Genomic DNA, 23,429 nt, shown 5'->3' with positions numbered 1-23,429 from the left:
AGTCGTCTCTTTTTATTCGAATTTCCCGTAGAACGCGTTGCGGTAAACGTCCGCCAGCTCCGTCACGAGCGGCAGGCGCGGATTCGCTGTCGTACATTGGTCCTCGAACGCGCGGTCCGCGAGCACATCGACCTTCGCTTCGAAGTCTGCCGGATCGAAGCCGAGATCCTGGAATCTCTCCGGAATGCCAAGCGATTGATTCAGCTTGCGCACCGCGGCGATCAGGCTGTTCACGCCTTCTTCCGTCGTCTTCGCCGGCAGGCCCAGTACTCGAGCAATCTCAGCATACCGTTTGTCCGCGATGAAATGATTGTATTTCGGGAACGATGCGAACTTGGTCGGCTTCTGCGCATTGTACCGGATGACGTGCGGCATCAGAATCGCGTTCGTGCGGCCGTGCGCCGTATGGTATTCGCCGCCCCATTTGTGCGCCAAGCTGTGGTTGATGCCCAAGAAGGCATTGGCGAAGGCCATACCAGCAATCGTCGAAGCGTTATGCATTTTTTCCCGTGCCAGCGGGTCGCCGGTGTGGAACGAATTTTCCAGATGCTCGAATACAAGCTGAATGGCTTTCATCGCCAATCCGTCCGTATAATCGTTCGCCATCACCGAGACGTACGCTTCAATCGCATGCGTAAGCACGTCCATCCCCGTATCCGCAACGGCTGTTTTCGGCAAGCTGTAGACGAATTCCGGATCGATAATCGCCACGTCCGGCGTCAGCTCGTAATCGGCAAGCGGGTACTTGGTGTTGCCTTTATGATTATCCGTAATGACTGCAAAAGAAGTCACTTCCGAGCCTGTGCCCGATGTCGTCGGGATTGCGACGAACTTCGCTTTCTGACCGAGGCGCGGATATTTGTACACCCGTTTGCGGATATCGAGAAACTTCTGCTTGAGCGAATCGAAGCTCGTGTCCGGATATTCGTAGAACAGCCACATCGCTTTGGCCGCGTCCATCGGCGATCCGCCGCCCAGCGCGATAATGCAGTCCGGCTTGAATGCTGCCATACGGGCCGTACCGCGGTCTACCGTATCGACGGAAGGATCCGGCTCAACCTCGGAGAACACCTCGATAGCAACCGGCTGCTTCCGCTTGCGCAGATAATACTCCAAGCGCTCCACGTAGCCGAGCTTCACCATCATCGCGTCGGTGACGATCATCACCCGGGTAATATCGGGCATTTTCTCCAAATATTGCGTCGAGCCTTTTTCAAAATATACTTTCGGCGGCACCTTGAACCACTGCATATTGACCGTCCTTTCGGCGACACGCTTCAGGTTGAGCAAGTTGACGGCGGAAACGTTGGCGGTCGTCGAGTTATGCCCGTAGGAGCCGCAGCCGAGCGTCAGCGAAGGCAGGTTCGTGTTGTAGATGTCTCCAATCGCCCCGTGTGTCGATGGCGCATTGACGATGACGCGTCCGGTTTGCAGTCGAGCCGCGAATGCCTGAACGATTTCCTCGTTCTTGGAATGGATGACCGAGGAATGCCCCATGCCGCCGAAGGCGACGATTTCTGCCGCGCGCTCGATGCCTTGCGCTGCATTTTTCACTTTATAACAAGCGAGCACCGGGCTCAGCTTCTCCGCAGACAGCGGGTAAGCGTCACCTACGCCCTTGAGCTCGGCTACGAGCACCTTCGTATCGCTTGGTACCGTAAGGCCAGCCATGGCTGCGATCTTGACGGCCGGTTGGCCGACGATAACCGCGTTAACCGCGCATTTCTCGGAGTTGATGACCAACTTCGATACCGCTTCGGTTTCTTCGGCGTTCAGGAAGTAGCAGCCCAGCTCCTTCATCAGCTTTTTGGCTTGCTCGTAAATCGGTTCTTCCAGAATGACCGCTTGCTCGGAAGCGCAAATCATCCCGTTGTCGAATGTTTTGGAAAGAATCAGGTCCGTTACCGCCTGCGGCAGATCAGCCGTTTTCTCGATAAAGCAAGGAACGTTGCCCGGCCCTACGCCAAGCGCCGGCTTGCCGGTGCTGTAAGCTGCTTTCACCATGGAGGAACCACCCGTTGCGAGCACCAGCGCTACGTCCGGATGATTCATCAGAAGCTGAGTCGCCTCTACGGACGGATTCTCTACCCACTGAATGGCGTGCTCCGGAGCTCCGTGCTTCACAGCCGCTTCCAGCAGCGTAGAGGCAGCCGCTACGCTGGAGCGCTGCGCCGACGGATGGAACGCGAAGATGATCGGGTTGCGCGTTTTGGCGGCGATCAGCGACTTGAACATCGTCGTCGACGTCGGGTTCGTGACCGGCGTCACCCCGGCGATGATTCCGACCGGTTCAGCCACCGTCTTGTAATGCTCGTACGGATTGTTATCGATCACGCCGACCGTCTTGTTATGCTTGATGCTGTGGTAGATGTACTCGGTAGCGAATATGTTTTTGGTGATTTTGTCTTCGTATACTCCGCGGCCGGTTTCCTCCACCGCCATTTTCGCCAATACCATATGCCGATCGAGCCCGGCAAGCGCCATATGCTGCACAATGTCGTCCACTTGGGATTGATCCAGCTTCAGATATGCTTCTTGCGCTTTTCTTGCCCGGGCTACAAGCTTGTTCACTTCCTCGAGCGCGGCTGCTTTTGCGTCGGCTTTCACTTCTTTAACGGCCATTGATGTTTCCTCCATTCGTGTCGTTTAACAATAGTATAGACGGTTCCGAGCTTATTCGTCCAGAATTTGGTTGTGGAACAACGCGGCAGTCGTTGCAAATCCACGAAGTGCCTTTCGGGCCTTCGCCCTTCGTCTTGCCGCATTGCTCACAGGTGATAAGATTCATCGGCATCCTCCTTCCTTTGGCCTGACTCAAAGCTTTATATTAAGAAAATAAACTATCGATATCGTCAAGAATCTGTTCCGCCATCGGATAGACGACGTCTTCCTCCAGATTCAGGTGCTCGTTCAGAATGAGGCAAGCCTGAATCAGATGCGAGCTCGTTTCCCGGATGGCTTCCCGGCTTGGCAAGGACAGCCGATCCACCGATTCGATAAAAGAATCGATGAACGTTTCCGCAAGCTCATGATCTTTTTCCATCACCCAGAAGGAAGGCATCATGGACGGACCGGAATATTTATTGAAGTAACTACAGAGTAAAGGGAACAGCTCCCGTTCCTCCCAGGTCGCATGCCGGTCCAATTCGGTGCGGAAATCCGTAATCTCCTCCCTCAGCTGCTGGAGAAGCGCCATCGCTTCCGGAACAGTTTTCATCTTTCCGACCGATTGAGCCTTGGCCTGCACCGCGGACAGCCGGATTTTTAAGGCGTCGTGCTCTTCCTTCAGACGGTCCACCGCGTCCATAAACCGGGTCGGACGCGCGCTTTGAACGCTGGCTTCCGTTATCGTACTCATTGAAACAATCCTCCTCGTATTGGGATTGCCTTCATTGTAATCGCAATGGAAGAAATACACTGTGAAAAAAATCACTAGTCACAAAAGGGACATAATCCGACAACAAAAACCGACAAAAACTCGGCTCAATTTTGCCATTGAAACCCGATAAACACGGGAAATCCGCTTGTTTCTGCAAATTCCTTTTTACTCGTTTCAATATATTTCGATATCATTCGACAATCTTGTGAAATTGAAGGAACGTTATCGCACCGGACATCTTCTCCGCAATCCGCCTAATTTTCAGCACGGCAAAAAAGAGCTCGGTCTGCATGACCGGCCCTTTCGGATGGAACTTGGTTTCATGCGGTTATTCTGCGGGTCAGCGTTTAGCCAACTGTTCTTGGGCGAGCCGAACCATCTCGCGCACCATGCTTCCGCCGATCGGCCCGCCGATCTTGCCCGCTTGTTCGGTCGAGAGCTGGCCGTTATTTCCGGGGCTCAGCGGAATCCCGAGCGTCTTGGCCACCTCGTATTTTACCAAATCCGGGCGGTTCGGATCGACGGCATAGCCTTCCCGGCGCATAACCTCCGACTTCAACCGGTCCAGCGCCTGATTCGCTCCGGGCACGACCGGCGTGCGGCTGCGTCTTCTTGCCATCGCAACTCCTCCTTTGTTTCCCAGTTGCAGGAACACTTGTTCCCATGTATACTTTAACCTAATAAACAGAACATATATTCGTGTATCCGTTAAATATGGAGGTGTTCGCCTTGCCGACGCAAACCCGATACGAGCCTGTCCGCGCCAAACAACTGCTGAATCCCGTTAAAGCCCCGTCCATGCCGTTCGATTGGTCGATCAATCCGTACCGCGGCTGCCAGCACGGCTGCAGCTTCTGCTATGCCCGTTCCACCCATGCCTTCCTCGGCATGGAAGCCGACGATACGTTTCAGCATCACATCCTGTACAAAGACAATGCGCCGGAAGCGCTGCAAGCGCAAGTCGAACGCATGCTGCGCGCCAAGGGCGGACGAAGCAGGCTGGGCCGAATCGCGATCGGCACCGCTACGGACCCTTACCAGCCGCTCGAGGGCCGCTTGACGCTCACGCGCCAATGTCTCGAAGTGCTGGTTACCTACCGGCTGCCGGTCAGCATAACGACGCGTTCTCCCTTGATTTTGCGCGATATCGATTTGCTCCGCAAGCTGCCGGGAAGCTCGGTCAACATCAGCCTGAATACGCTCGATAAGCGCATTTGGCGCAGCTTCGAGCCGATGTCTCCCGCTCCGGCCCAGCGGCTCAAGGCGCTTCAAGGGTTAAGGCAGGAAGGCATCGAAGCCGGAATTTTTATGGCCCCGATTCTGCCCTTCCTGACCGACCAACTGGAAGAAATGGAGCAGGTCGTAGAGCAAGCCGCCGAAGCCAAAGCGTGCTTCGTGATGGGATCGGTGCTCCGCTTGAATACGTCCGAAGTGAAATCGTGGTTTTTCGGGACGATCCGGCAAGCATATCCCCGCTTGGTCGGCTCGTATGCCGATTGGTACGGACATTCCCCGACCGCGCCCAAAGCGTACCGGGAGCAGATCCGCACGCAGCTTGCCCGCCTTCTTGAACGGTATAGCCTTCCTGAGTACCTGCCTGTGATCGAAACCAAGCCGACGCAAGCGGAAAGCCCCGAAGACGATAAGCCGGTGCAGCTCGCTTTTGCGCTTGATTTATGAGGATTTTCGGAACCCTTTCCACAAGCGGTACAAAAAGAACAAGACCACGCCCCAAAAAAGGATGCCGAGAAGCGAGAACCCCCCATGTACTGGCGCAACCCCTCCTCCAAACAAGCCGAACGGGTTCAGGATGCTGCCGAGAAGCGCGCCGGCCGCAAAGCCCCCCAGGATGCCGCCCAATCCGCCCCGGGCAGGAGGCGGGGCCGTTCCCGGTGCCGGAGTCGCCGGGGGTGTGCGGACATTGCCTACGGGCGTCCTTGTGCCCGGCGCCGGTGTATATCCCCTTCGGCCGCTGGAGTAGCCCCCTCGTCCCGAGCGGTAAGCCTCCGTCTGGTAACTGCCCTGTGGACCGCCGAGCATATCGATATCTTCCTGGCTATAAGGAACCGGCAGACTGCCCTCTTGCGCACTCGCCGGGGCGGACAACGCGCATAGAAGAACGATCCATAACGAAAGCAACAACTTTTTCATGCCATACCTCCTTCGCTTCAGGCAGCGATAGGTAAAGTATCCGTCCGAAGGAAGGCGGCTATGCATGCATGTCGTTTCTTTCCCCCAATAACGTTCAAGAGTCTGATAGTCCCGCAGTGAGAGGCAGCAGTATTCCTTCCCCATTAGCCCTGTTCCGCATCTCCGGCGATCCGCCCCCAGCCGAAAAACGGCAGCTTTCTACATCTTTCTACAACATTCACCAAGCAAACTGCCCCTAAAAAAGTCAAGAAAAAATAAACTAAACTAACAAATCTTGTGAGCATGATCCATGAAGAAAATGGATGTATTAGGAGATTCCCGCAGAAAAATAGCAATGTATTCGTTTTATTGAAATTTGTAGCAGTTTTACACAAAATGGATCGTCCACTATGATAGCTAAAAAGGACTAAATTTTACAGGAAAAACCTAGTCCTAGGCCAAATAGGCAGCCGTTTCACCGCAAAACACAGATAATAGAGAAAGTAGAGGGAGTAGGAGATGCAGTACGTTTTATATGTCACAACGATCGTGTTCCTTGTCTTCCAGCTGTTGTACACGGTTATTCCCTTGTTGTTCGGCAAGGTGAAGAAGCTTGACGAAAGCCTGCCCGAGAAGTCCATTTCGGTGTTGGTTCCCGCTTACAACGAAGAGCTGACGATCAAAAATTGCATCGATGCGATGAACGGCCTGAACTACCGCAATCACGAGGTGATTATCGTCAACGACGGTTCCAAGGACGATACGCTCTCGAAGTTGCATGAGCTGCTTGTTCTGGAGTCCCGGCATCGGGAGCCCGGCGGACAGCTTGTCTACAAGCCGGTCAAAGGCTTCTATCAATCTGCGAGGTACCTTCACATCTTCGTTATCGACAAGCATAACGGCGGCAAAGCCGATTCGTTGAACGCGGGCATTGATTACGCCGTGTCCGACATCGTGATTACGCTCGATGCTGACAGTATGCTTGAAGCCCGTTCCCTTCAGTATGTGAGTCAATATTTCCATGACCCGGATGTGATCGCTTTGGGCGGCACGGTGAAGATCGTACAAGGCGCGGAGAAGAAGAACGGCGTCATCGTCGAGAAATTTACGGGAAAAGGAATCATCAAGACCCAAATCATCAACTATATCCATGGCTTCTACGTTCGGAAGCTGACGCAATCCGTCTTTAATTCCATCGTCGTCATCTCCGGCGCATTCGGCGCGTTTTACAAGGATATTCTGGTCCGGGTGAACGGCTTTCGCAGTACGGTCGGCGAAGATATCGACATTACATTGAAGATTCACGAATATATGAAAGCGAACCGGTTGGCCAAAAAGCTCGTCTACGCGCCGGAAGCGGTCTGCTATACCGAATGCCCGGAAAATATGCCCAATTTCTACAAGCAGCGGATTCGTTGGCAAAAAGCGTTCATCGACTGCATCCTCCTTTATTGGTCCAAGCTCTCGCATCACTTTAGCCGGGGCGTCAGTCTGTTTTTTGCCATCGACGGATTTGTTCTCGGCACGATTACGGCCTTCACCAGTTTGATTTATATCGTTCAATTGCTGATAAGCCGTCAAAGCTTGGGGCATGCGCTGGTATTGTTCGCCATTACGGTAGCCGTCAATGCGGTGCAGATGATCATCGCCTTTTACCTATGCAAAAAATTCGGAAGCACCTACACGATGAAAGATTACATCCGCATGTTCCTTTTCAGTCAGGCGGAGCTGCTGACGTACCGGAACGTCGTACTATACATCAATATTGTCGGAACGCTCAAGTATTTCGATAACGACGAAGGCTGGGGATACGTGGAGCGGAAAGGCGTCGCTTCCATTAGCTGAACCCCTGCAATTCATTGACGACTGACTCGGAGGAGGATGCTTATGGACAACCTAATGAAAAACAACCGCATCATCTACATCGACTTGCTGCGGATCATCTCCATTCTCGCCGTAATCATCCTGCATATTACTGCGGATTTGCTGACCCGGACGAATGATTTCAATACGATATCGTGGTGGATCAGCAATGTGCTGAATTCGATCGCCCGATTCGCGGTTCCCGTCTTTTTCATGATTAGCGGGGCCATGATTTTGCGGATCGAAGTCTCCTCCTACAAGGAATTTTATAAGAAGCGCATCGTGCCGTTGGCCATCCCGCTCGTAAGCTGGTCGCTCATCTACGATGCCTACAACCAATATTTTATTCTGAAGAGCAACTTGACGATCCTTCAGTTTTTTACCGATTTCGTCTATCGGCTTATCATCGACCGCAATTACATACACCTGTGGTTCCTGTACGCGATCATCGCCATCTATGTCACGGTGCCTTTGGTCAGCCGGCTCGTCAAAGCGTGTTCGGAAAAGGAACTGCGGTATTATTTGACCCTCTGGTTCGCGATAAGCATCGTCTACCGTTTCATATCGGATATGGTGTTCCGGGTCGCCTCCGAAAGCATCTATGTCCCGATCCTGAACATCCCTTTGTTTATGGGATATCTCGGTTATTTCATTCTCGGGTACTATCTCTTCCATTACGAGCTGCCTGCGAAGGTGAAGTCGCTGCTGTTTAATATCGGAGTCGTCTCTTTTTTCGTGACGCCGGTTGCGACTTATTTTGCTTCCTTTTATAGCGGGGTACTGGACGAAGTGTTCTACGGCAATTATTCGATTACGACCTTCTTCATGGCGATCGGGCTGTTTCTATACTTTCAAGAGAAGAATTCTATTTTGGGCGAAAAGCTGAATTACAAGCTTCAGAAGCTGATCGGCTCCATAGCCAAGGCGAGCTTCAGTATTTATTTGATCCATCTTTTGGTTGAGCTGACGATTTCCCGCAGGGTGGAAAGCGAAGGGTCCGCCCCGGAAACCGTCTTCACGCTGCTGCTCAATCTGGGCATGGTGTTCGTCATCAGCTACATCGTCGTAAAAATATTGAATCTCAATAAATTCGTGACGCGCGTATTATTCGGCGGAAGAGGCTAAATCAGATGAAAATCAGCATCTACACCAAGATCTTTATCGTCCTGCTGATCGCAGGAATGGGGGTATATTTCTACGTCCAGCAGCAAACCAGCGATCGTAAAATCACTTCGGTCTATATCGTTCCGACCGGCGGCGACATCGATCGGATCAACCTATCGAATCCGCGTGTCGATATCGCCTTTATCGCTTTTGCGAAGATCGATAAAAACGGGCTTTATTTCCATACGGACCCTGCCGCCGATGCCGAAATCAAAGAAAATATCAAGACGCTCCGGGCGAATAACCGCCAAACGAATCTTGTGCTGGGCGTAGGCGGCTATGGGGCCGACGGCTTCTCGGACGCGAGTCTGGCGGAGAACCGCGGGCAATTTACGGACAATATCGTGGCTCTGGTGAAAGAGCTGGACTTGGACGGCATCGACATCGACTGGGAGTACCCGGCTTCGGATGCATGGAACACGCAGAAATCCCGGCCCGAGGATACGCAAAACTTCACTTACCTCATGAAGGAGCTCCGGGAGAAGCTGAACCGGCTGCCGCATAAGAAACAAAAAAAATATTTGCTGACCTTCGCTTCGGGGACCCAGGACTGGTATTTCCGGAACGTCGAAGTCAAGAAGGTCGAGAAATATGTCGATTTCATCAATGTGATGAGCTATGACCTAACTGGACGCTGGTCGCAAACAACGGGCTATAACTCCAATCTGTATGCCGATGCGGGGAACAAAACGGCGCATAGCGTTGACGCCGTCATCACGATGTATCTGGAGCACGGAATCGATCCGCGGAAGCTCCTGATGGGCATACCGGCTTATTCTTACGGCTGGGAAGAGGTCAAGAGCGATAGCGACGGATTATTTGCGGAGGGCAAGCCGATCGACATCGACAAGGTGGACTTGAGCTACAAAACGATTGAAGCGAAGTATATCGGCAAGAACGGCTTTAAACGTTACTACGACGATCACGCCAAGGCCGCTTACCTGTACGACGGCAAGACGTTCATATCGTACGAGGACAAGGAAGCTTTGAAGGCCAAAATTGCTTACATTCAACAAAAGGATTTGGCCGGCGCCATGGTGTGGGAATATTCCCAGGATGCGGAGCACGGATTGATCAAGTTTTTGTCGGAGCAGCTGCAAATGTAGGGGAGATCGGCAAGCGCACCTTACCGCAAACGCGATAAGGTGCGTATAAATAAAACCGATTTATTCGGAGTAATCTTTTTGAAAAAATAGCAAAAGCAAATAAACCCAAAAAAAGAAAATACAAAACATAATCAGGGAATATACGTTGCTATATCCATACACTGCGGTAAGTACACCGCTGGGTAAGAGCACACCGATCCCGATTAAACTGCCGAGAATGCTTCGATTGACTTCGGTCCATCTTTCCTCTCGTAGCCTATGGTAGGAGATGAAGGTGAAGCCCCAGTTTTTCTTTTTCACCATCCGTGCAATACCAAGTGCGGTTAGGAACGTAACTAGTTGGAGTATGAACGTTTGGATCGTAGTCATATCGCTGTAATCATTCATTACGTAACCAAAACCATAGGTAATAACTATCGCAAGCAGGCCTTGGAGTAACAGATACAGCCCGTAAGCGAAAAATAGCATAATCGACGCGTAAAACCAGCGAATGCGGTAAACAAATTTTAAAAATATGTACATGGCTATCAATTGAAACAATACATCCACCGTTGCCAGCAATAAAACCTTCCGTGTCAATAAAGACCAGGCGGCAAGACCAATGCCTAAACCCGCAACAGCCCAAAGATGATACGATTCCCTGTATCGGAACAGCACGAATATCAATACAAATATGGCAACCGTCTCTAATGTGGAAAGCGCTATGGAAATGGCAAATTCCATGTACTCTCCTCCCCGCTATCCTTTATGTCTTTGATCATGTGCAAAATAGCTCCAGATCACTCCTCTCCTTTCGACAGCCGTCGGGATATAAGAGGGCCGCTGGCAGCATCCAACCTCCCTCCAATCTTTAAGACGGATTTCCGCTCCAAATGTTACGCAAAATTTGCAAATCTTTGAGCACCGCTTCATACAATGCTTCCCGGTCTTCATTCACGCGGACTCCCTCAGTGAATTCCAGCGTAAACGAGCCGCGAAAGCCCATGCTTTTCATCAAAGCCAGCCGGTCTTTCACGAGCTCCGACCGTCGGCTTAACCCGATAAAATGATTGTCCTCGTCGCGAAGCTGCACGTGTGCATGAGTAATCGCGGACCCCAGCTTTTTGAACCAATCTTCGAGTTCTCCCGTGCAGTAGAACGGATGCACAATCACTTGGAACGGCCCGTCCCCTAACCGGCGCAGCATTTCCGCGGCGGCATCGGGATGCTCCGCGGCCGTCCCCGGGTGACACTCGCACAATATTCGGCATTCTGTCGGCAGCAGCTCCGCCCAGCGCTTGACGTTGGCTATGTAAATAGGAAGCTGGGCTGGATCGGCACCGAGATTGAATTTCACCGCGGGTGCGCGCAGCCGTTTCACCAGAGCCGCAGCCACCTCACGCTTCCTCTCCGCCTCATCGCCATCCTCAAATCCAATATACGAATTGACGATCGCTACGCTGCCCGAAGCCTCTAGCGCCGATTGCTCCCGTTCGTCCGCCAGAAGCGCGTGATTTTCCCACAGCTCCATGCCATCGAAGCCGTCCTCGCGAAACCGTTCCTGCCAATCGCTGACCGCATAGGACGGCTTGCGCTCCGCCGCCCACCGGTTCCGTTCCAGCAAAATTGTGCCGATATACAGCTTGTTCTCGTAAGACTGTGCCATCCAAGCAGTCCCTCCCGCATCAAAATATCTTCAAGGAAGCATAGCCCACGCCGAAGCTTTCGTCAAGAATGCTATCCCCCTCTACCCGGGAAATAACCGACCGTTTGTAAAAAAAAGAGACCGCGCTCTATGGACGCGTGTCTCTTCTACGCTACACCTGCGTTTTTACGATCCGCTTAACAGCAGATGCTCCAGCTTGTAAAATCGAAGGGCGTTGCCGCCAAAGACGGCTTCCCTCTCCGATTCCCCTAGCCCGTCGGGCAGTGCGCTGTCCAGCAGCTCCACGACCTGATCATAGCTTGCCGCCAGCAGGCAGACGGGCCAATCGCTGCCGAACATGACCCGGTCCGTGCCAAAAACGGACACCACATGCCTCACATACCGGACGATCTGCTCCGGCTTCCAATTCCGGTGGTCGGCCTCCGTGACCATTCCCGACAGTTTGCAGTACAGCCGCGGGTTTGACGCTGCAGCCTCCGCCAATTGAGCGCTCCAAGGCTCCCATTCGCCTGCGGCGATATGCGGCTTCGCGATATGGTCGATCACCGCCCGCAGGTTCGGCGTCTGTTCCAGCAGCTTGAGCACCGCCGGCAGCTGATGCGATTTCAGCAGCAGGTCCACCGGAAAGTCTTCCTCGGCAAAAAATCGCATCGCCTCGACGATGTGCGGCCGGAGCATGTCTTCCGCCCGCTCCATCTCTTGAATCATGGTCCGAAAGCCGACGAACGCCGGATGCCGCTTAAAATTCCGGTACTGCTCCCGGTAATCCGGACTCTCCAGATCGATCCAGCCGACAACCCCTGCAATGCGTTCGGATCGCCCGGCCAGCTCCAGCATATAGTCCGTGTCCGACAGCGTAGGCGCCGCTTGAACGACAATCGTCCGATCGATCCGGTTCGTCGCCAGATGAGCCTCTAGATCACAGGGCTCGTAATCCCGGTACAACGCGCTCATCTCCGGCGTAATCCAGCCGTAATCGCCTCGTTCCAGCTTCCAGTAATGCTGGTGCGCATCGATTCTCACCTTAGTTCCTCCTTAAGCATGCCGCTATCACCTACTGAACATCGTGCTCTCGTCTTCATTTTATATGCAGTGCAGCTGAATTTCCAGAGCCCGGCCTTCGCGACTCGATTCGGCCGCATAATACACCAGTCCTTGCGTCCGAAGGTAATCGCGTCCGCTCGTCTCGCTTTCCCGGCCTTCGCGCAGCGAATCCAGGAACTCGGTGAGCGTATCCGTTGCCACAACGTCGCTGTAATCGTCGAAACGGGTGACGGCACCTTCCTTGAACAGAAGCAGCTCCTTTTTTTTCACTTCGATGACGCCTGTCGTCCCTTCGATTCGCCAATTCCCGCCCCATTCGGTTTGTTCGCCCCGGGACGTAATCGAGCCGGTATAGCTTACCGCGATCCCGTCCTCCATCTCCAGAAACGCGTACAGGTTAATGTTCGCCGGCTCCCCGCTCCAACTGCCGACCGGATTGAAATTCCGGGCAAAAATACGGACGCCCTCCTTCGCGGTCAAATAGCGCATCAGATCAAAATGGTGCACCGCGATATCGTCCGGCAGGCTGACGGTATAGTTGCGCTGCGTGTGGTGGTACCGGTAAAACTGAACGTCGATGGTCGAAATCCGGCCGATCGTTCCGGCGTCGAGCAGCGCTTTCAGCTTCCGCATGTACGGGAAGCGGCGGTAGTTTTCCGCGATCATGAACGGAATTCGCTCTTGCACGGACCGTTCCACGATCTGAATCGAATCGTTGTAATCGAAAGCGATAGGCTTCTCGCACAGCACCGGCAGCCCGAGATCGAATACCCGGTTGTTGATCGCGGTATGCACATTGGGCGGCGTCACATTGACGAAAATATCCGGCTTTTCCGCTGCAAGCGCTTCCTCCAGCGAAGTATAAAAAGGCGTATCGTCCGCACCGAGCTTCTCCTTCATCGCCGGATTGGGCTCGACGACCGCCACTTCAATCCCCCCGTGCTGCTTTAGCTTTTTGTACATGCCGAACCCGGCGACTCCCAAACCCGCCAACAGCGCTTTCATAGGCTGACGAACCTCCGCATCTATTGTTAGTCGCGAAACATCCGCTAAATTGATTCCCATTCTAACGCAGCGCTTTTTAAATGTATAGATCAAGATCCGACAAAACCGCGCAATAATGAGCAAGAGGTGGATCGGCTCCGCTGAAAAACAAGCCGTTTAGGCCTACATTTATATTCCATTGCAGATGCTGTATACTCTAGTTGGAACGATAAAAGAAAATCATGCTTCAGGGAACTATAAACTAAACGCGGCAGTATAAACGAAATGGAGAGAAGATCAGGTGCAACTATTCCTTATCGAGCCTGCGGCTTATACCGCTTTTAGCGACGAGGCGGCACTCATTGAGCAATGCAAAGAATGGAATTTGCTTTCGGAGAAAGCGTCCAAAGCCAAAACCTTTTTCTACAAGAGAAACGGACTCATGTTGGCCTGCCGGTTGATCGGCTTTGTCGATAAAATGACGGCTGTCATCGAATTGGAAGACAAGCGGCTGCACTGCATCCACCCGTCCTATCTGAAGGAGATGCAGGCTTCAACTTACGGGCAGAAGTCAGCCGTCGGTGCAGAGGATGCGGCGGAACCGGTCAGCGCCGTTCCAGCGGTTACGGCAACCGAAACATCATTAGAGCCTCCCCCGGAGCTTGAAGCCCCCGAGGTTAAGAAGCCTCAGGCCGAAGAGCCGGAGACCGCAGAACAGCCGACAAAGGGGAAGACCAAGAAAGAAAAAGCGCCGAAGCTGCAGCTTCCGGAAGAAAAAGTTAAAATGACCGCCACGGTAAAACAATTTACAACCGTACCGAACAATTTCTCCGACAATGACGATGAAGTGATTATTTACGAGGCGGTTTCCATCGCCGAGCCGGCGACCGAAATCGGCGAAGCCTGGTCCAGCAACAGCGCCACGATGAAGAAGCTGGAACTTGATATCGGCGACACGATTACCTTTGAGGCAAAGATCATCGCCAAGAAGCTTACGCGGCATCCCGTACCGTACAAAATCAACAATCCGTCTAAAATTCAAAAACAAGAATCGTGACAAGTCCAATGGGCTGTCCTAAATTCTCCGCATCCTATCCGCCCGGCCGCAAACGGCCGTCACGGGTAAACCACAGCTTGTAGCTGATCAACCCAAGCAGCATTCCCGTAATCGCCGCTGAAGAGGAAAGCACAAACATGATCAAGATCTGGTACCGCACCGCTTCGACCGGATTCGCTCCTGCCACGATCATCCCGGTCATCATGCCCGGAAGCTGAACGAGGCCGACCGTCTTCATCGAATCGATCGTCGGGATCATGCTGGACTTGATCGAGCGCTTGAGCGATTGCTGAATCGCCTGCCGCAGCGTCGCGCCGAGCGCCAGCAAGGCTTCGATCTCGCCGCGGGAGGATTCCAGCTCCCGCTTCATCTGGTTCAGCAGCAAGCCCGAGACGATCATCGCAGTGCCGATCGTAATGCCGCTGATCGGGATGATGTACTGCGGCGTCGGCTGAATAATACCGAGGCCTAGCAGTAGCGTCATCGTGATCACTTCCGTTGCCGTAATCGCGACGGCAATGCGCAGCCGGATGCCGACGACGCCTTTGGCACGCTGCCCGGCGTTCCATGAAGCGACCGCAATCATCACGCTGACGATCAACACCATGAACCAGGGATTGTCCGTATGGAAGACGAACTGGAGCACATACCCGACGAGCAGCAGCTGTACCGCGGATCGAATGGTGCCGATCGCTATGTCTTTCTCCAGGCCGAGCTTCTGCCAGACGGAGACGAGCATCGTCACGACGACGAACACCAGCGTGCTGATTAACGCCAGGTTGGACATTCCGCACACTCCTTCCCCGGGGCGGCCGCAACGGATAACGCTGCCGCGAACCGGCGGCCGTGCTCCGTGTCCGGAGCATGAAAGAAGTCCTGCGTTTCCCGATTCTCCAGCAGCGTTCCCTCGGCCATAAACCATACGCGCCGGCTGACGCTGCGCGCCTGCTCCAGATCGTGCGTCACCCACAGCTGCGCAGTCCCTTCCTGCTCGTTCCATTCCCGCAGCAGCCGCTCGGCTGCCGTCCGGCTGTGCGGGTCCAAGGATGCGGTAACTTCGTCGAGCAGCAGAACAGCCGGCCGAAGCAGGAGCGAGCGGACCAGCGCGAGCCGCTGCTTTTCACCGCCGGACAGCTCGCCCGCAGGCTTGCTCCAAGCCATCCCGCCGAGACCAAGCGCTTCCATGCAGCGGGCGGCAAGCTGACGGTCGAACGGGCGGCGGTGCAGGCGGCTGACCGTGCACAGATTGTCCTCCACGGTTCCCGGCAGCATGACGGCCTGCTGAGCGACGTAAGCTACCTTCGTCCGCCACTCCTGCGGCTTCCATGCGGAAGCTGACTTGCCGCCCAGCCGCAGCTCCCCCTCGTCTGCGGCGTCCAGCCACGCGAGGATGCGCAGCAGCGTGCTTTTGCCCTGCCCGGAAGCGCCGAGCAGCGCGACCATGCCGCCTTCCTCCAGTTCGGCTGTTATGCCGCTGAATAACGCAGCACTTCCTTCACCGCCCCGCTGCCGGTATTTCGCAAGCTTTTCCATCGATAATACGGATGCCAATCCGAGCGCCCCCTTTTTCGAAAAGCTTATTCGTACCATGGATTCAAATGGATGAGCACTTCATCGACATCGGCATGCCGCTCCATGATCGCCCGCTTGATTTGCCGGGAAATATCATGCCCTTCCTGGACCGTAAGCTCGCCAGGAATGCTGACCCGTAGATCGACCAAAATGTAATGCCCGTGCTCTCTCGCCCGAAGCCGGTCGATCCGCTTCACCTGCGGAATCGTTTGGATGAGAGCCGCGTATTCGCCCAGCTTCTCCGGCTTCACCGCTTTTTCCATCAGCACGTCGAACGATTCCTGCCCCATCGAGTAAGCCAGCTTCAGGACAAGAATCGAAACGATAATCCCGGCGAGCGGATCGCCGTAGGCCAAGTACGGGATGCTCCAAGCCTCGCCGAGCATCGCAAGCGCGATGCCTACGACGGCCGCAAGCGACGCGTAGACGTCGGCCAGATGGTCGTAAGCTGTGGCGATCAGCCCTTTGCTGTTCGTCTGTCTTCCGATCCGGATCGTGTACATATACAGGGCCTGCTTCCAGACCAATGAAACCAAGGCCGCGGTCAGCGCCAGCACGCTGGCTTCCGCCGGTTCCTCGAACAACGCGGCAGCGGCGTGATAACCGATGAACAAGGCGGCGAGCGCCAGCACAATGGCTACGAAGGCGGAGCCGAGCACCTCGGCTTTGCCGTGTCCGTACGGATGGTCCTCGTCCGCCGGACGCTTGGAAATCCGCATCGAGCTTAATGCCGCGGCCGTCGCAATGACGTCGCCGGCATTGTGCACACCGTCCGCAAGCAGCACTTGGCTGCCGGATAGAAAGCCGACGATCAGCTTGAGCAGCGTAAGAACGATATTGCTGATCAGGCTGATCCATACGGCCGCAATGGAAGCATTGTTCCCCTTACTCATCATTTATGACCCCCGCCAGAACTTTTTCCCATAGGAAACAAAAAACCCCCAGCCGTCCGGCCAAGGGTTGGAAAAGCTTTTTTATGAGGCAAATCAGTCCTATGCAGAATCATAACCATCACCACGCTCAAAAAATAACATCGATCATTATAGCACGGAATCCGGTTGGTTGCAAAACCGCTGCTCATCAGCCGTCCGAAGGCTGCGGTTTCGGCGTTCCTTCAGACCCGCGGATCGTCCCGACGAATCCTTCCTGATACGTATAGAGGACCTGCTCCTGCATCGGCCGTCCGCCGAGCAAATGCTCCTGCACCAGCTCCCGGCCCAGCTCGGGGGTCATTTCCTTGTACCAGACGCCCTCCGGATAGACGATGACGATACAACCGTCTTCGCACCGTCCGTTGCACCGCGTTCTTGTCGTGTGAACGACCGCGTCCGCCTGGTGCCGGGCAATCTCCTCCCGGATTGCCTTGGTTACCTCCTCGCCCTGCTGCCTCATACAGCTGCCGCCGTTGCAGATAAGCACATGGTGGCGCGTTCCGGACAAATTCCATGTTGTCATTATTCCTGCCTCCTCCTTTTCGAAAAAAGAAAAAGGAGCATTCCAACCCTGTCGGTTAGAAATACTCCCTTCAGACCCGTATGTGCATGCCCGAATGCGCTGTCTGTAAGACAGCAGCCCGTGCATCGGCATATCCGTTCTTCGTATCCTAACACCCCCTATGCTCCGTAGGGTTCAACGTGTTATCGGATCAGGCAGGTATCCTGGCTTAGGGCTTCCCGTTCGGCGCCTTCCCGAAGATATGTCTTCAGTGGCATGCTGCCGAGCGATAGCTTGAATCAAGCGCCCTTCACAGTGGCGGGACCGCGACGGAGTTGCACTCGTCTTCCCTTTTAAGCTTCGGACGAGGTCCGAAGCACCCGATTCCCGGTATTCGGTTGTTATGAACCTAACGATACCCGAGGGGAGGATGCATTGTCAATATGTTCCTGATCCTATACCTGTCGCGTCCTGCCGCGTCCTACCGCGTTTCCCGGTACAGGGTTACCTTCTTGAGCCGGGAGCAGTATTTGCGAAGCTCGAGCCGGCCCGGATGAGTTTTCTTGTTCTTGGTTGTAGTGTAATTCCGGTCGCCGCATTCCGTGCAGGCTAATGTAACGATGACGCGCATAAGGGACACTCCTTTCCAATCTATGTCGGTTTTATTGCAATAATCCCGCTTCCAGTTGCTCCGTCGACACGTTCGGTAGCCTGTCGGGCAGCAAGCTCCAGTCCCCGGCCATTTCCTCATCCGTGAGCAGACACGCGTCCAGTTCCTCCTCGATCCGCCGCTTATCCGGTGCAATCCCGATCAAGACCAGCTTCGTCGTCCGGTCCCCGAAGACAGGATCCCAATGCTGCGCGAGCTCCGGCTCCTCGGCTAGTATGGCCTGACGCTCCGCTTCCGGGAGCGCGGCCACCCAGTAACCGGCCGGGCCGAATTGAATCGAAGGGCCGGCCTGGCTCAAGCTTTGCGCAAGCGCGTTGCGGCTCGCCAGCCATACCGTCCCCTTCGCGCGGACGATGGCCTCCGGCCAGTCGGACATCCACGCCGTAAGCCGTTCGGGATGGAACGGACGGCGGCGTTCGTACACGAACGAGGAGATGCCGTACTCTTCCGTCTCGGGCGTATGATGGTCGTTCATCAGCTCCTGCATCCATCCCGCCGAGGTACTTGCGGCTTCGAAGTCGAACAAGCCGGTGTCCAAAATCTCCTCTGGATTCACCTGTCCCCGCTCCGCACGCAGCAGCTTGGCTCGCGGTTGAAGCTTTCTCAGGACGCCCTCCAGCTCGTTCAGCTCTTCCTCTTCGACAAGATCGCATTTATTCAAGATAAGCACGTCGCAGAACTCGATCTGGTTGATCAGCAGGTCGACCACATCGCGCGTATCGTCCGCGCCTACGGCCTGCTGCCTCTCCAGCAGCGACTCGCCGGAGGAATAGTCGTGCCAGAACCGGTAGGCGTCGACCACTGTGACCATACAGTCCAACCGGCACCAGCGGGACAGATCAATGCCGTGCTCTTCGTCGATGTACGTGAACGTCTGCGCCACCGGCACCGGCTCGCCCACCCCGGTCGATTCGATCAGGATATAATCGAACCGACCTTCAAGCGCCAGCCGCTCCACCTCGCGCAGCAAGTCTTCCCGCAGCGTGCAGCAGATGCAGCCGTTCGACATTTCCACAAGCTTTTCGTCCGTGCGGGACAGTCCGCCTCCGTCTTGAATCAGCGCCGCATCGACGTTTACTTCGCTTAGATCGTTGACGATGACCGCCACCTTCAACCCATGGCGGTGATTCAGCACATAATTTAAGATGGTCGTCTTCCCGGCGCCCAAATAACCGCTCAGCACCGTTACCGGTATTTTCGTTGTGTTGTGTTCCATTGTCAGCAAACCTTCCTTAAACGTAATTATTACTAATAAAATTCATTGTACTGATGCGCCCGTCGTTTGTCAACGAACAAATTTCAGTCCGCAGCATGCACTTTCCTTTGTTTGAGAGACCGACGCCCATTATTGTTATACAAAAAAAGGACCCGCAGCCCGGCAGCAACGATGGCCGGAAAGCAGGTCCTCGCTTTATTCATCTCAGGTTCTAAGCACGCCAGCCGTGCCGCACGCATCGTCCTTGCACCTGATGCGGCGGGCGGCGTAACGGCTCAGCATATCCATAAACTCGTACGCATCGTTTAGAAACTCCGTGCGCGCGAACTCCAGCCCGCACCTTGCGGCCAGCTCCCAGCAGTCAATGCCCGCGTCGTACAGCACCTCCACATTTTCGGTCAACGACATCAGCTCGCATACGACGACGGCTTTGCGTCCGGCCGCGGCTTCCGCCTCAATGACCTCCCGTACATCCGGGCCCAGCCAAACCTGCGGCGCCGGTCCTCCACTGCGGTACGCCAGCCTCCATGGATAGCCGCCCGCCGCTCTGGCGACGCTTGCCGCCAAAGCTTCAAACTCCGTGCAGAACCGCTCGTTAGCCTGCGGCAGCCCCGGCTGGCTGTGCGCGGTGAAGAGCACGACGAAATCGCTCCGCCCGTCTGCGGACAACCAGTTTACTGCCGAGCGAAGACGCCGCCCCAACAGGTCGATGAACCGCGGCTCGGCCCACCAGCCCTCGATATCGACAACCGGGAGGTCCACGCCGGTTCGCTGGAGTGCGTCCCGGAGCTGCTTGCGGTACGCTCCCGTACCGGACCGCGTATACAGCGGCGTTACCGGAAGCGTCGCCACGCGACGTACGCCGTCCCGGATCATTTGCTCCGCCGCATCGGGGACAAAAGGCGGCGTATGCTTGCAGCCGACGTAGACTCTAACCTCGTCCAATAGCAGCGCTCCGATCCTTCGCTCCAGCGCTTCCGCTTGTCTTAGGGTGACGGAGGCGAGCGGATCGCAGGTGCCAAGCTGCCGGTAGCGCCAGATCGCATCCTGCAGCCGCGCTTCGCCCGGAGGCTGCCCGTGGAAAATATGCGTATAGAACGGCTCGATCTCGTCGATGGACCTGACCAGCCCGTACACCGGCAGCAGTATCCCGATCATGCTCCGGCCTCCTTTTTCACGCCGGAAGCCGGCTCCAGTACATCGGCAATCTCTGCGATCGAATCAACGACGGCCGGATTGGCGTTCACAAGCTGCTTGGCCGCCATGACCCGGACCCGGCCTTCTTTCACCGCCTTTAGAGCGCTCCAGCCCGGGTTCCCGGTCAGTTCCCGGAACGCCTGCTCCTTCTTCCCTTCCCAGTCGGAGAGCAGGATGCAATCCGGGTCCGCCTGAATAATCTGCTCGATCGTCGCTTTCGTCGTGCGGGGCAGCCCCATCGCTTCGGCAGCGGGCACGCCGCCTGCCAGCCGCACCAGATCGCTGGAAATATTGTCCGGCCCCATCATATATGGTCCCGTATTCGGACCTACCGGCGAAAGCACGAGCACCGTCGGTTTGGAAACCGCTTTACGCTTCTCAACCTTGTTCCGGGCCGCTTCCAGCTTGCTCTTCATCCGGTCTGTCACGGCCTTGGCCTTCTCCTCTTCGCCGAGCGCCTGCCCGATCAGGTTCAGTTGGTCCATGATTTGCCGAACCGTGCCCCATTCCTTAAAGGTCAGCACGGGAATGCCCGCCTGCTTCAAAATCGGATCGGCGTCCTTCTCCCCGTCATGAATCGTCGTCATCAGCACCAGATCGGGCTTGTAGGACAGCACCTGCTCCGGATCGAGCTTCGTTGCGCCCGTTATTTTGGTGCCAATCAATTTGCCTTGCGCGGCATGAACGGACAACTGCTCGTTGTCCAAGCTGCGGGGCGCAACGACGAAGCGAGAAGGATCGGCCAGCTCCAGCGCCATCTCGGCCGTATCCAGCGACAGTGCGGCAATGCGCTCCGGTTTGGCCGGAACGACCACTTCGTGCTTCCCGCTTGTTACAATCGTTCTCGGATAGGCTCCGGCCGGAGCCTTCCCCTCCTGTCCGTCGACTGGTCCGGCAGGCGCCGCTTGGGAACCGCACGCCGTCGCGAGCAGCAGCAGCGCGATCGTTCCTCCGAGCCGCCAGGGCTTGAAACCCGATCTTTTATTTTTTATTTGATCCTGATGCAGCATGACTCTCACCTTTTCCATTTTTTCTATGTAGTTAATAAGCCGCCTGCATCCGGACTTCGTCCAAGGCGGTAACCGCAGGCTTGCCGGTCCGTTCGTCACGGCGGATCGAGGCCTCCACCCCGTAAGCCTGCCGGAGCCGTTCGGATGTCACGACGCACTCCGGCGCCCCGGAAGCCAGCACATGTCCGTGCCGAAGCAGAATCAGCTCGTCGCAAAACCGCGCCGCCAAATTCAAATCGTGCAAAGCGGCAACGACGAGCAGCCCAGCATTCGTTCTTTCCCTCAGCAGCTTCATGACACGCAGCTGATGCCGGATATCCAGCGCCGAAATCGGTTCGTCGAGCAGCAAAATCCGCGGCTGCTGGGCAAGCGCCTTGGCGATGAATACCATTTGCCGCTGCCCGCCGGACAGCTCCGTCACCCTCCGGTCCGCAAGCGAGGTAATCCCGGTTGTCCGCATCGCCTCATGCACCGCTTCGCGGTCTGCCGCAGAGGCGGAAGCAAACCGCCCCCGGTGGGCATAACGCCCCAGCATCACGATCTCTTCCGCCGTAAAATCAAGCTCCGAGCTCAAATCCTGCGGCACATACGCGATATGTCGGGCGACCGCCTTAGGCTTCATTCGGTGCAAGCAGGCCCCATCCAACAGCACTTCTCCGGCAGCGGGCCGGCGCAAGCCGCCCATGGCGCGAAGCAGCGTCGATTTGCCGCTGCCGTTCGGGCCGATCAAGCCAATGAAGCGTCCGGGCCTCAAATCCAAATTGACGTCATGCAGGATCGTCTTCGATTCAGCCCGCTGCCACAGCTTCCGTACCGCAATAACCGTGCTCATGTCACCGCCCCTTTTCCAGATTTCAATACCATGCCCAAAAACAACGGCGCCCCGATGAAAGCGCAGACGACGCCGACCTGCAGCGTCACCGGCTGGAGAACCATCCGGGATATCAGATCCGCAACAACTAAAAATATGGCTCCTCCGAGCGCACTGGCCGGCAGCAGCACCCGGTGATCCGGTCCGGTCCATAAGCGGATCATATGCGGAACGACCAAGCCGACGAACCCGATGATCCCGCTCACTGCAACGGCCGAGCCGGTCATGAGCGAAGCGAGGCCCAGAATCAGGTAACGCACCGCGCGCACCTTCATGCCGCTGCTTTGGGCATGCTCGTCGCCAAGCAGCAGTAAGTTCAAATCCCGGGCAAAGGCGCAGAGTAGGACGCAAGAAACAAGAATCGGCACGGCAATCAGCTGCACGTGTCCCCAAGTCCGGGCTTCCAGCCCGCCTTGAAGCCAGAATATAATGCTGCGCAGCTCCTGCTCGTTCCGCGAGCTGGCGACCAGAATGTTGATAACGGCGGACAGCAAAGCGTTCAGGCCAATCCCAAGCAGCAAAAGCGTCGTCACCGTAGAACGGCTGCTCCACCGCCAAACCGCCAGGATGACGCAGACGGCAAGCAGCGCTCCGGTAAAAGCGGCGGCCGGGAGCAACCATACCCCCAGATGCGTCAAGCCGAAATATAAGGCGCACACGGCCCCGGCAGCGGCTCCGCTGGATACGCCGACATAGCCCGGCTCAACGAGTGGATTGCGAAACAATCCTTGCATCGAAGCGCCCGAGATGCCGAGCGCCGCTCCTACAAGCGCGCCGATCAGCACGCGCGGCAGCCGTACCTGCTCTATCACCAGCCGTTCCCGTTCCCCCGCCGTGCTGTCCAGCGGAATGGCCAATTTTTCCAGCAGCAGGGCAAACGTTTGTTTAAACGGAACGGACACAGGCCCGAAGCCAGCAGCCATCACGATACTGGCTAGGAGAAGCACGAAAAGCAGTCCAAAAACAAAAAACGGGGAGGAAAACAAAAGATGCCGACGCTTGAACAATAGGAATCCTCCTTATGATTTCGGTGTATGCCCGCTTAGCGAGATGTTCGGCGGCGGGCGGCAAAAAAACATTTGTCTAC

Annotated in this window: 23 protein-coding genes and 1 riboswitch; of the genes, 5 read left to right on the top strand and 18 right to left on the bottom strand. The window is 55.5% G+C overall.

Annotated elements, in window-relative coordinates:
• Window positions 1–12 precede the first annotated feature (12 nt).
• The 3 genes from adhE to NI000_RS18860 form a co-directional block, all read right to left on the bottom strand.
• Entirely contained in the window at window positions 13–2,637 is a 2,625-nt protein-coding gene (gene adhE, locus NI000_RS18870) for a bifunctional acetaldehyde-CoA/alcohol dehydrogenase (protein WP_301292578.1), read from the bottom strand.
• 190 nt (window positions 2,638–2,827) lie between these two features.
• The gene (locus NI000_RS18865; protein ID WP_063179882.1) at window positions 2,828–3,358 is read right to left on the bottom strand and encodes a hemerythrin domain-containing protein; all 531 of its coding nucleotides are present in this window, start codon (window positions 3,356–3,358) and stop codon (window positions 2,828–2,830) included.
• Window positions 3,359–3,719: 361 nt separating this feature from the next.
• Window positions 3,720–3,998, bottom strand: a complete 279-nt coding sequence (locus NI000_RS18860) for an alpha/beta-type small acid-soluble spore protein (protein WP_054977745.1) — start codon at window positions 3,996–3,998, stop codon at window positions 3,720–3,722.
• Window positions 3,999–4,108: 110 nt separating this feature from the next.
• On the opposite strand from NI000_RS18860, the gene NI000_RS18855 reads away from it, so the two are divergent.
• Complete coding sequence (locus NI000_RS18855) at window positions 4,109–5,059, top strand: SPL family radical SAM protein (protein ID WP_253413011.1); 951 nt, start codon at window positions 4,109–4,111, stop codon at window positions 5,057–5,059.
• Here the strand turns inward: NI000_RS18855 and NI000_RS18850 are convergent.
• Window positions 5,054–5,530, bottom strand: a complete 477-nt coding sequence (locus NI000_RS18850) for a hypothetical protein (RefSeq protein ID WP_253413010.1) — start codon at window positions 5,528–5,530, stop codon at window positions 5,054–5,056. The genes NI000_RS18855 and NI000_RS18850 overlap by 6 nt on opposite strands.
• Before the next feature lie 498 nt (window positions 5,531–6,028).
• On the opposite strand from NI000_RS18850, the gene NI000_RS18845 reads away from it, so the two are divergent.
• Genes NI000_RS18845 through NI000_RS18835 form a run of 3 tightly spaced genes read left to right on the top strand, consistent with a single transcriptional unit; the run spans window position 6,029 to window position 9,642 of the window.
• Entirely contained in the window at window positions 6,029–7,354 is a 1,326-nt protein-coding gene (locus tag NI000_RS18845; protein WP_253413009.1) for a glycosyltransferase family 2 protein, read from the top strand.
• Between the two features lie 42 nt (window positions 7,355–7,396).
• Entirely contained in the window at window positions 7,397–8,497 is a 1,101-nt protein-coding gene (locus NI000_RS18840; RefSeq protein ID WP_253413008.1) for an acyltransferase, read from the top strand.
• Between the two features lie 5 nt (window positions 8,498–8,502).
• The gene (locus NI000_RS18835) at window positions 8,503–9,642 is read left to right on the top strand and encodes a glycoside hydrolase family 18 protein (protein ID WP_253413007.1); all 1,140 of its coding nucleotides are present in this window, start codon (window positions 8,503–8,505) and stop codon (window positions 9,640–9,642) included.
• Window positions 9,643–9,702: 60 nt separating this feature from the next.
• On the opposite strand, the gene NI000_RS18830 is transcribed toward NI000_RS18835, so the two are convergent.
• The 4 genes from NI000_RS18830 to NI000_RS18815 all read right to left on the bottom strand — a co-directional run bounded on the left by NI000_RS18830 (window position 9,703) and on the right by NI000_RS18815 (window position 13,336).
• Window positions 9,703–10,365, bottom strand: coding sequence for a hypothetical protein (locus NI000_RS18830; RefSeq protein ID WP_253413006.1), 663 nt, complete (start codon window positions 10,363–10,365; stop codon window positions 9,703–9,705).
• A gap of 127 nt (window positions 10,366–10,492) precedes the next feature.
• Window positions 10,493–11,287: a sugar phosphate isomerase/epimerase family protein gene (locus NI000_RS18825; RefSeq protein ID WP_253413005.1), complete on the bottom strand. Its 795-nt coding sequence runs from the start codon at window positions 11,285–11,287 to the stop codon at window positions 10,493–10,495.
• A 165-nt stretch (window positions 11,288–11,452) separates the two neighbouring features.
• Window positions 11,453–12,310 (bottom strand): amidohydrolase family protein, encoded by an 858-nt coding sequence (locus tag NI000_RS18820; RefSeq protein WP_253413004.1) that lies wholly within the window; start codon window positions 12,308–12,310, stop codon window positions 11,453–11,455.
• 60 nt (window positions 12,311–12,370) lie between these two features.
• Window positions 12,371–13,336: a Gfo/Idh/MocA family protein gene (locus tag NI000_RS18815; RefSeq protein WP_253413003.1), complete on the bottom strand. Its 966-nt coding sequence runs from the start codon at window positions 13,334–13,336 to the stop codon at window positions 12,371–12,373.
• 280 nt (window positions 13,337–13,616) lie between these two features.
• Between NI000_RS18815 and NI000_RS18810 the strand changes: the two genes are divergently transcribed.
• Window positions 13,617–14,372: a hypothetical protein gene (locus NI000_RS18810; protein WP_253413002.1), complete on the top strand. Its 756-nt coding sequence runs from the start codon at window positions 13,617–13,619 to the stop codon at window positions 14,370–14,372.
• 34 nt (window positions 14,373–14,406) lie between these two features.
• On the opposite strand, the gene NI000_RS18805 is transcribed toward NI000_RS18810, so the two are convergent.
• The 10 genes from NI000_RS18805 to NI000_RS18760 form a co-directional block, all read right to left on the bottom strand.
• Entirely contained in the window at window positions 14,407–15,159 is a 753-nt protein-coding gene (locus NI000_RS18805) for an ABC transporter permease (RefSeq protein ID WP_253413001.1), read from the bottom strand.
• Complete coding sequence (locus NI000_RS18800) at window positions 15,141–15,923, bottom strand: ABC transporter ATP-binding protein (protein WP_253413000.1); 783 nt, start codon at window positions 15,921–15,923, stop codon at window positions 15,141–15,143. The genes NI000_RS18805 and NI000_RS18800 overlap by 19 nt, the downstream gene beginning before the upstream one ends.
• 26 nt (window positions 15,924–15,949) lie before the next feature.
• Window positions 15,950–16,837: a cation diffusion facilitator family transporter gene (locus NI000_RS18795; protein WP_253412999.1), complete on the bottom strand. Its 888-nt coding sequence runs from the start codon at window positions 16,835–16,837 to the stop codon at window positions 15,950–15,952.
• 187 nt (window positions 16,838–17,024) lie between these two features.
• On the bottom strand, window positions 17,025–17,399 hold the full coding sequence (locus NI000_RS18790; protein ID WP_253412998.1) for a (2Fe-2S) ferredoxin domain-containing protein: 375 nt from the start codon (window positions 17,397–17,399) through the stop codon (window positions 17,025–17,027).
• A 176-nt stretch (window positions 17,400–17,575) separates the two neighbouring features.
• A riboswitch (cobalamin riboswitch) is annotated at window positions 17,576–17,777 on the bottom strand.
• Between the two features lie 82 nt (window positions 17,778–17,859).
• Window positions 17,860–18,009 carry a 50S ribosomal protein L33 gene (rpmG, locus tag NI000_RS18785; protein WP_253412997.1) on the bottom strand — a complete coding sequence of 50 codons (150 nt, stop codon included), beginning with the start codon at window positions 18,007–18,009 and terminating at the stop codon, window positions 17,860–17,862.
• 31 nt (window positions 18,010–18,040) lie between these two features.
• Window positions 18,041–19,264 (bottom strand): GTP-binding protein, encoded by a 1,224-nt coding sequence (locus NI000_RS18780; protein ID WP_253412996.1) that lies wholly within the window; start codon window positions 19,262–19,264, stop codon window positions 18,041–18,043.
• A gap of 204 nt (window positions 19,265–19,468) precedes the next feature.
• Window positions 19,469–20,422 carry a ferrochelatase gene (locus tag NI000_RS18775; RefSeq protein ID WP_253412995.1) on the bottom strand — a complete coding sequence of 318 codons (954 nt, stop codon included), beginning with the start codon at window positions 20,420–20,422 and terminating at the stop codon, window positions 19,469–19,471.
• A complete protein-coding gene (locus NI000_RS18770; protein ID WP_253412994.1) occupies window positions 20,419–21,489 on the bottom strand; it encodes an ABC transporter substrate-binding protein in 1,071 nt (356 codons plus the stop codon). Before NI000_RS18770 ends, NI000_RS18775 begins: the two co-directional genes overlap by 4 nt.
• 13 nt (window positions 21,490–21,502) lie before the next feature.
• Complete coding sequence (locus NI000_RS18765; protein ID WP_253412993.1) at window positions 21,503–22,303, bottom strand: ABC transporter ATP-binding protein; 801 nt, start codon at window positions 22,301–22,303, stop codon at window positions 21,503–21,505.
• Window positions 22,300–23,349 carry a FecCD family ABC transporter permease gene (locus NI000_RS18760; protein WP_253412992.1) on the bottom strand — a complete coding sequence of 350 codons (1,050 nt, stop codon included), beginning with the start codon at window positions 23,347–23,349 and terminating at the stop codon, window positions 22,300–22,302. The genes NI000_RS18765 and NI000_RS18760 overlap by 4 nt, the downstream gene beginning before the upstream one ends.
• Between the last annotated feature and the right edge of the window lie 80 nt (window positions 23,350–23,429).

The organism is Paenibacillus tyrphae, assembly GCF_024158745.1.
GTDB classification, from domain to species: Bacteria; Bacillota; Bacilli; order Paenibacillales; family NBRC-103111; genus Paenibacillus_G; species Paenibacillus_G tyrfis_A.
This window is presented reverse-complemented; position numbering and strand designations above follow the sequence as displayed.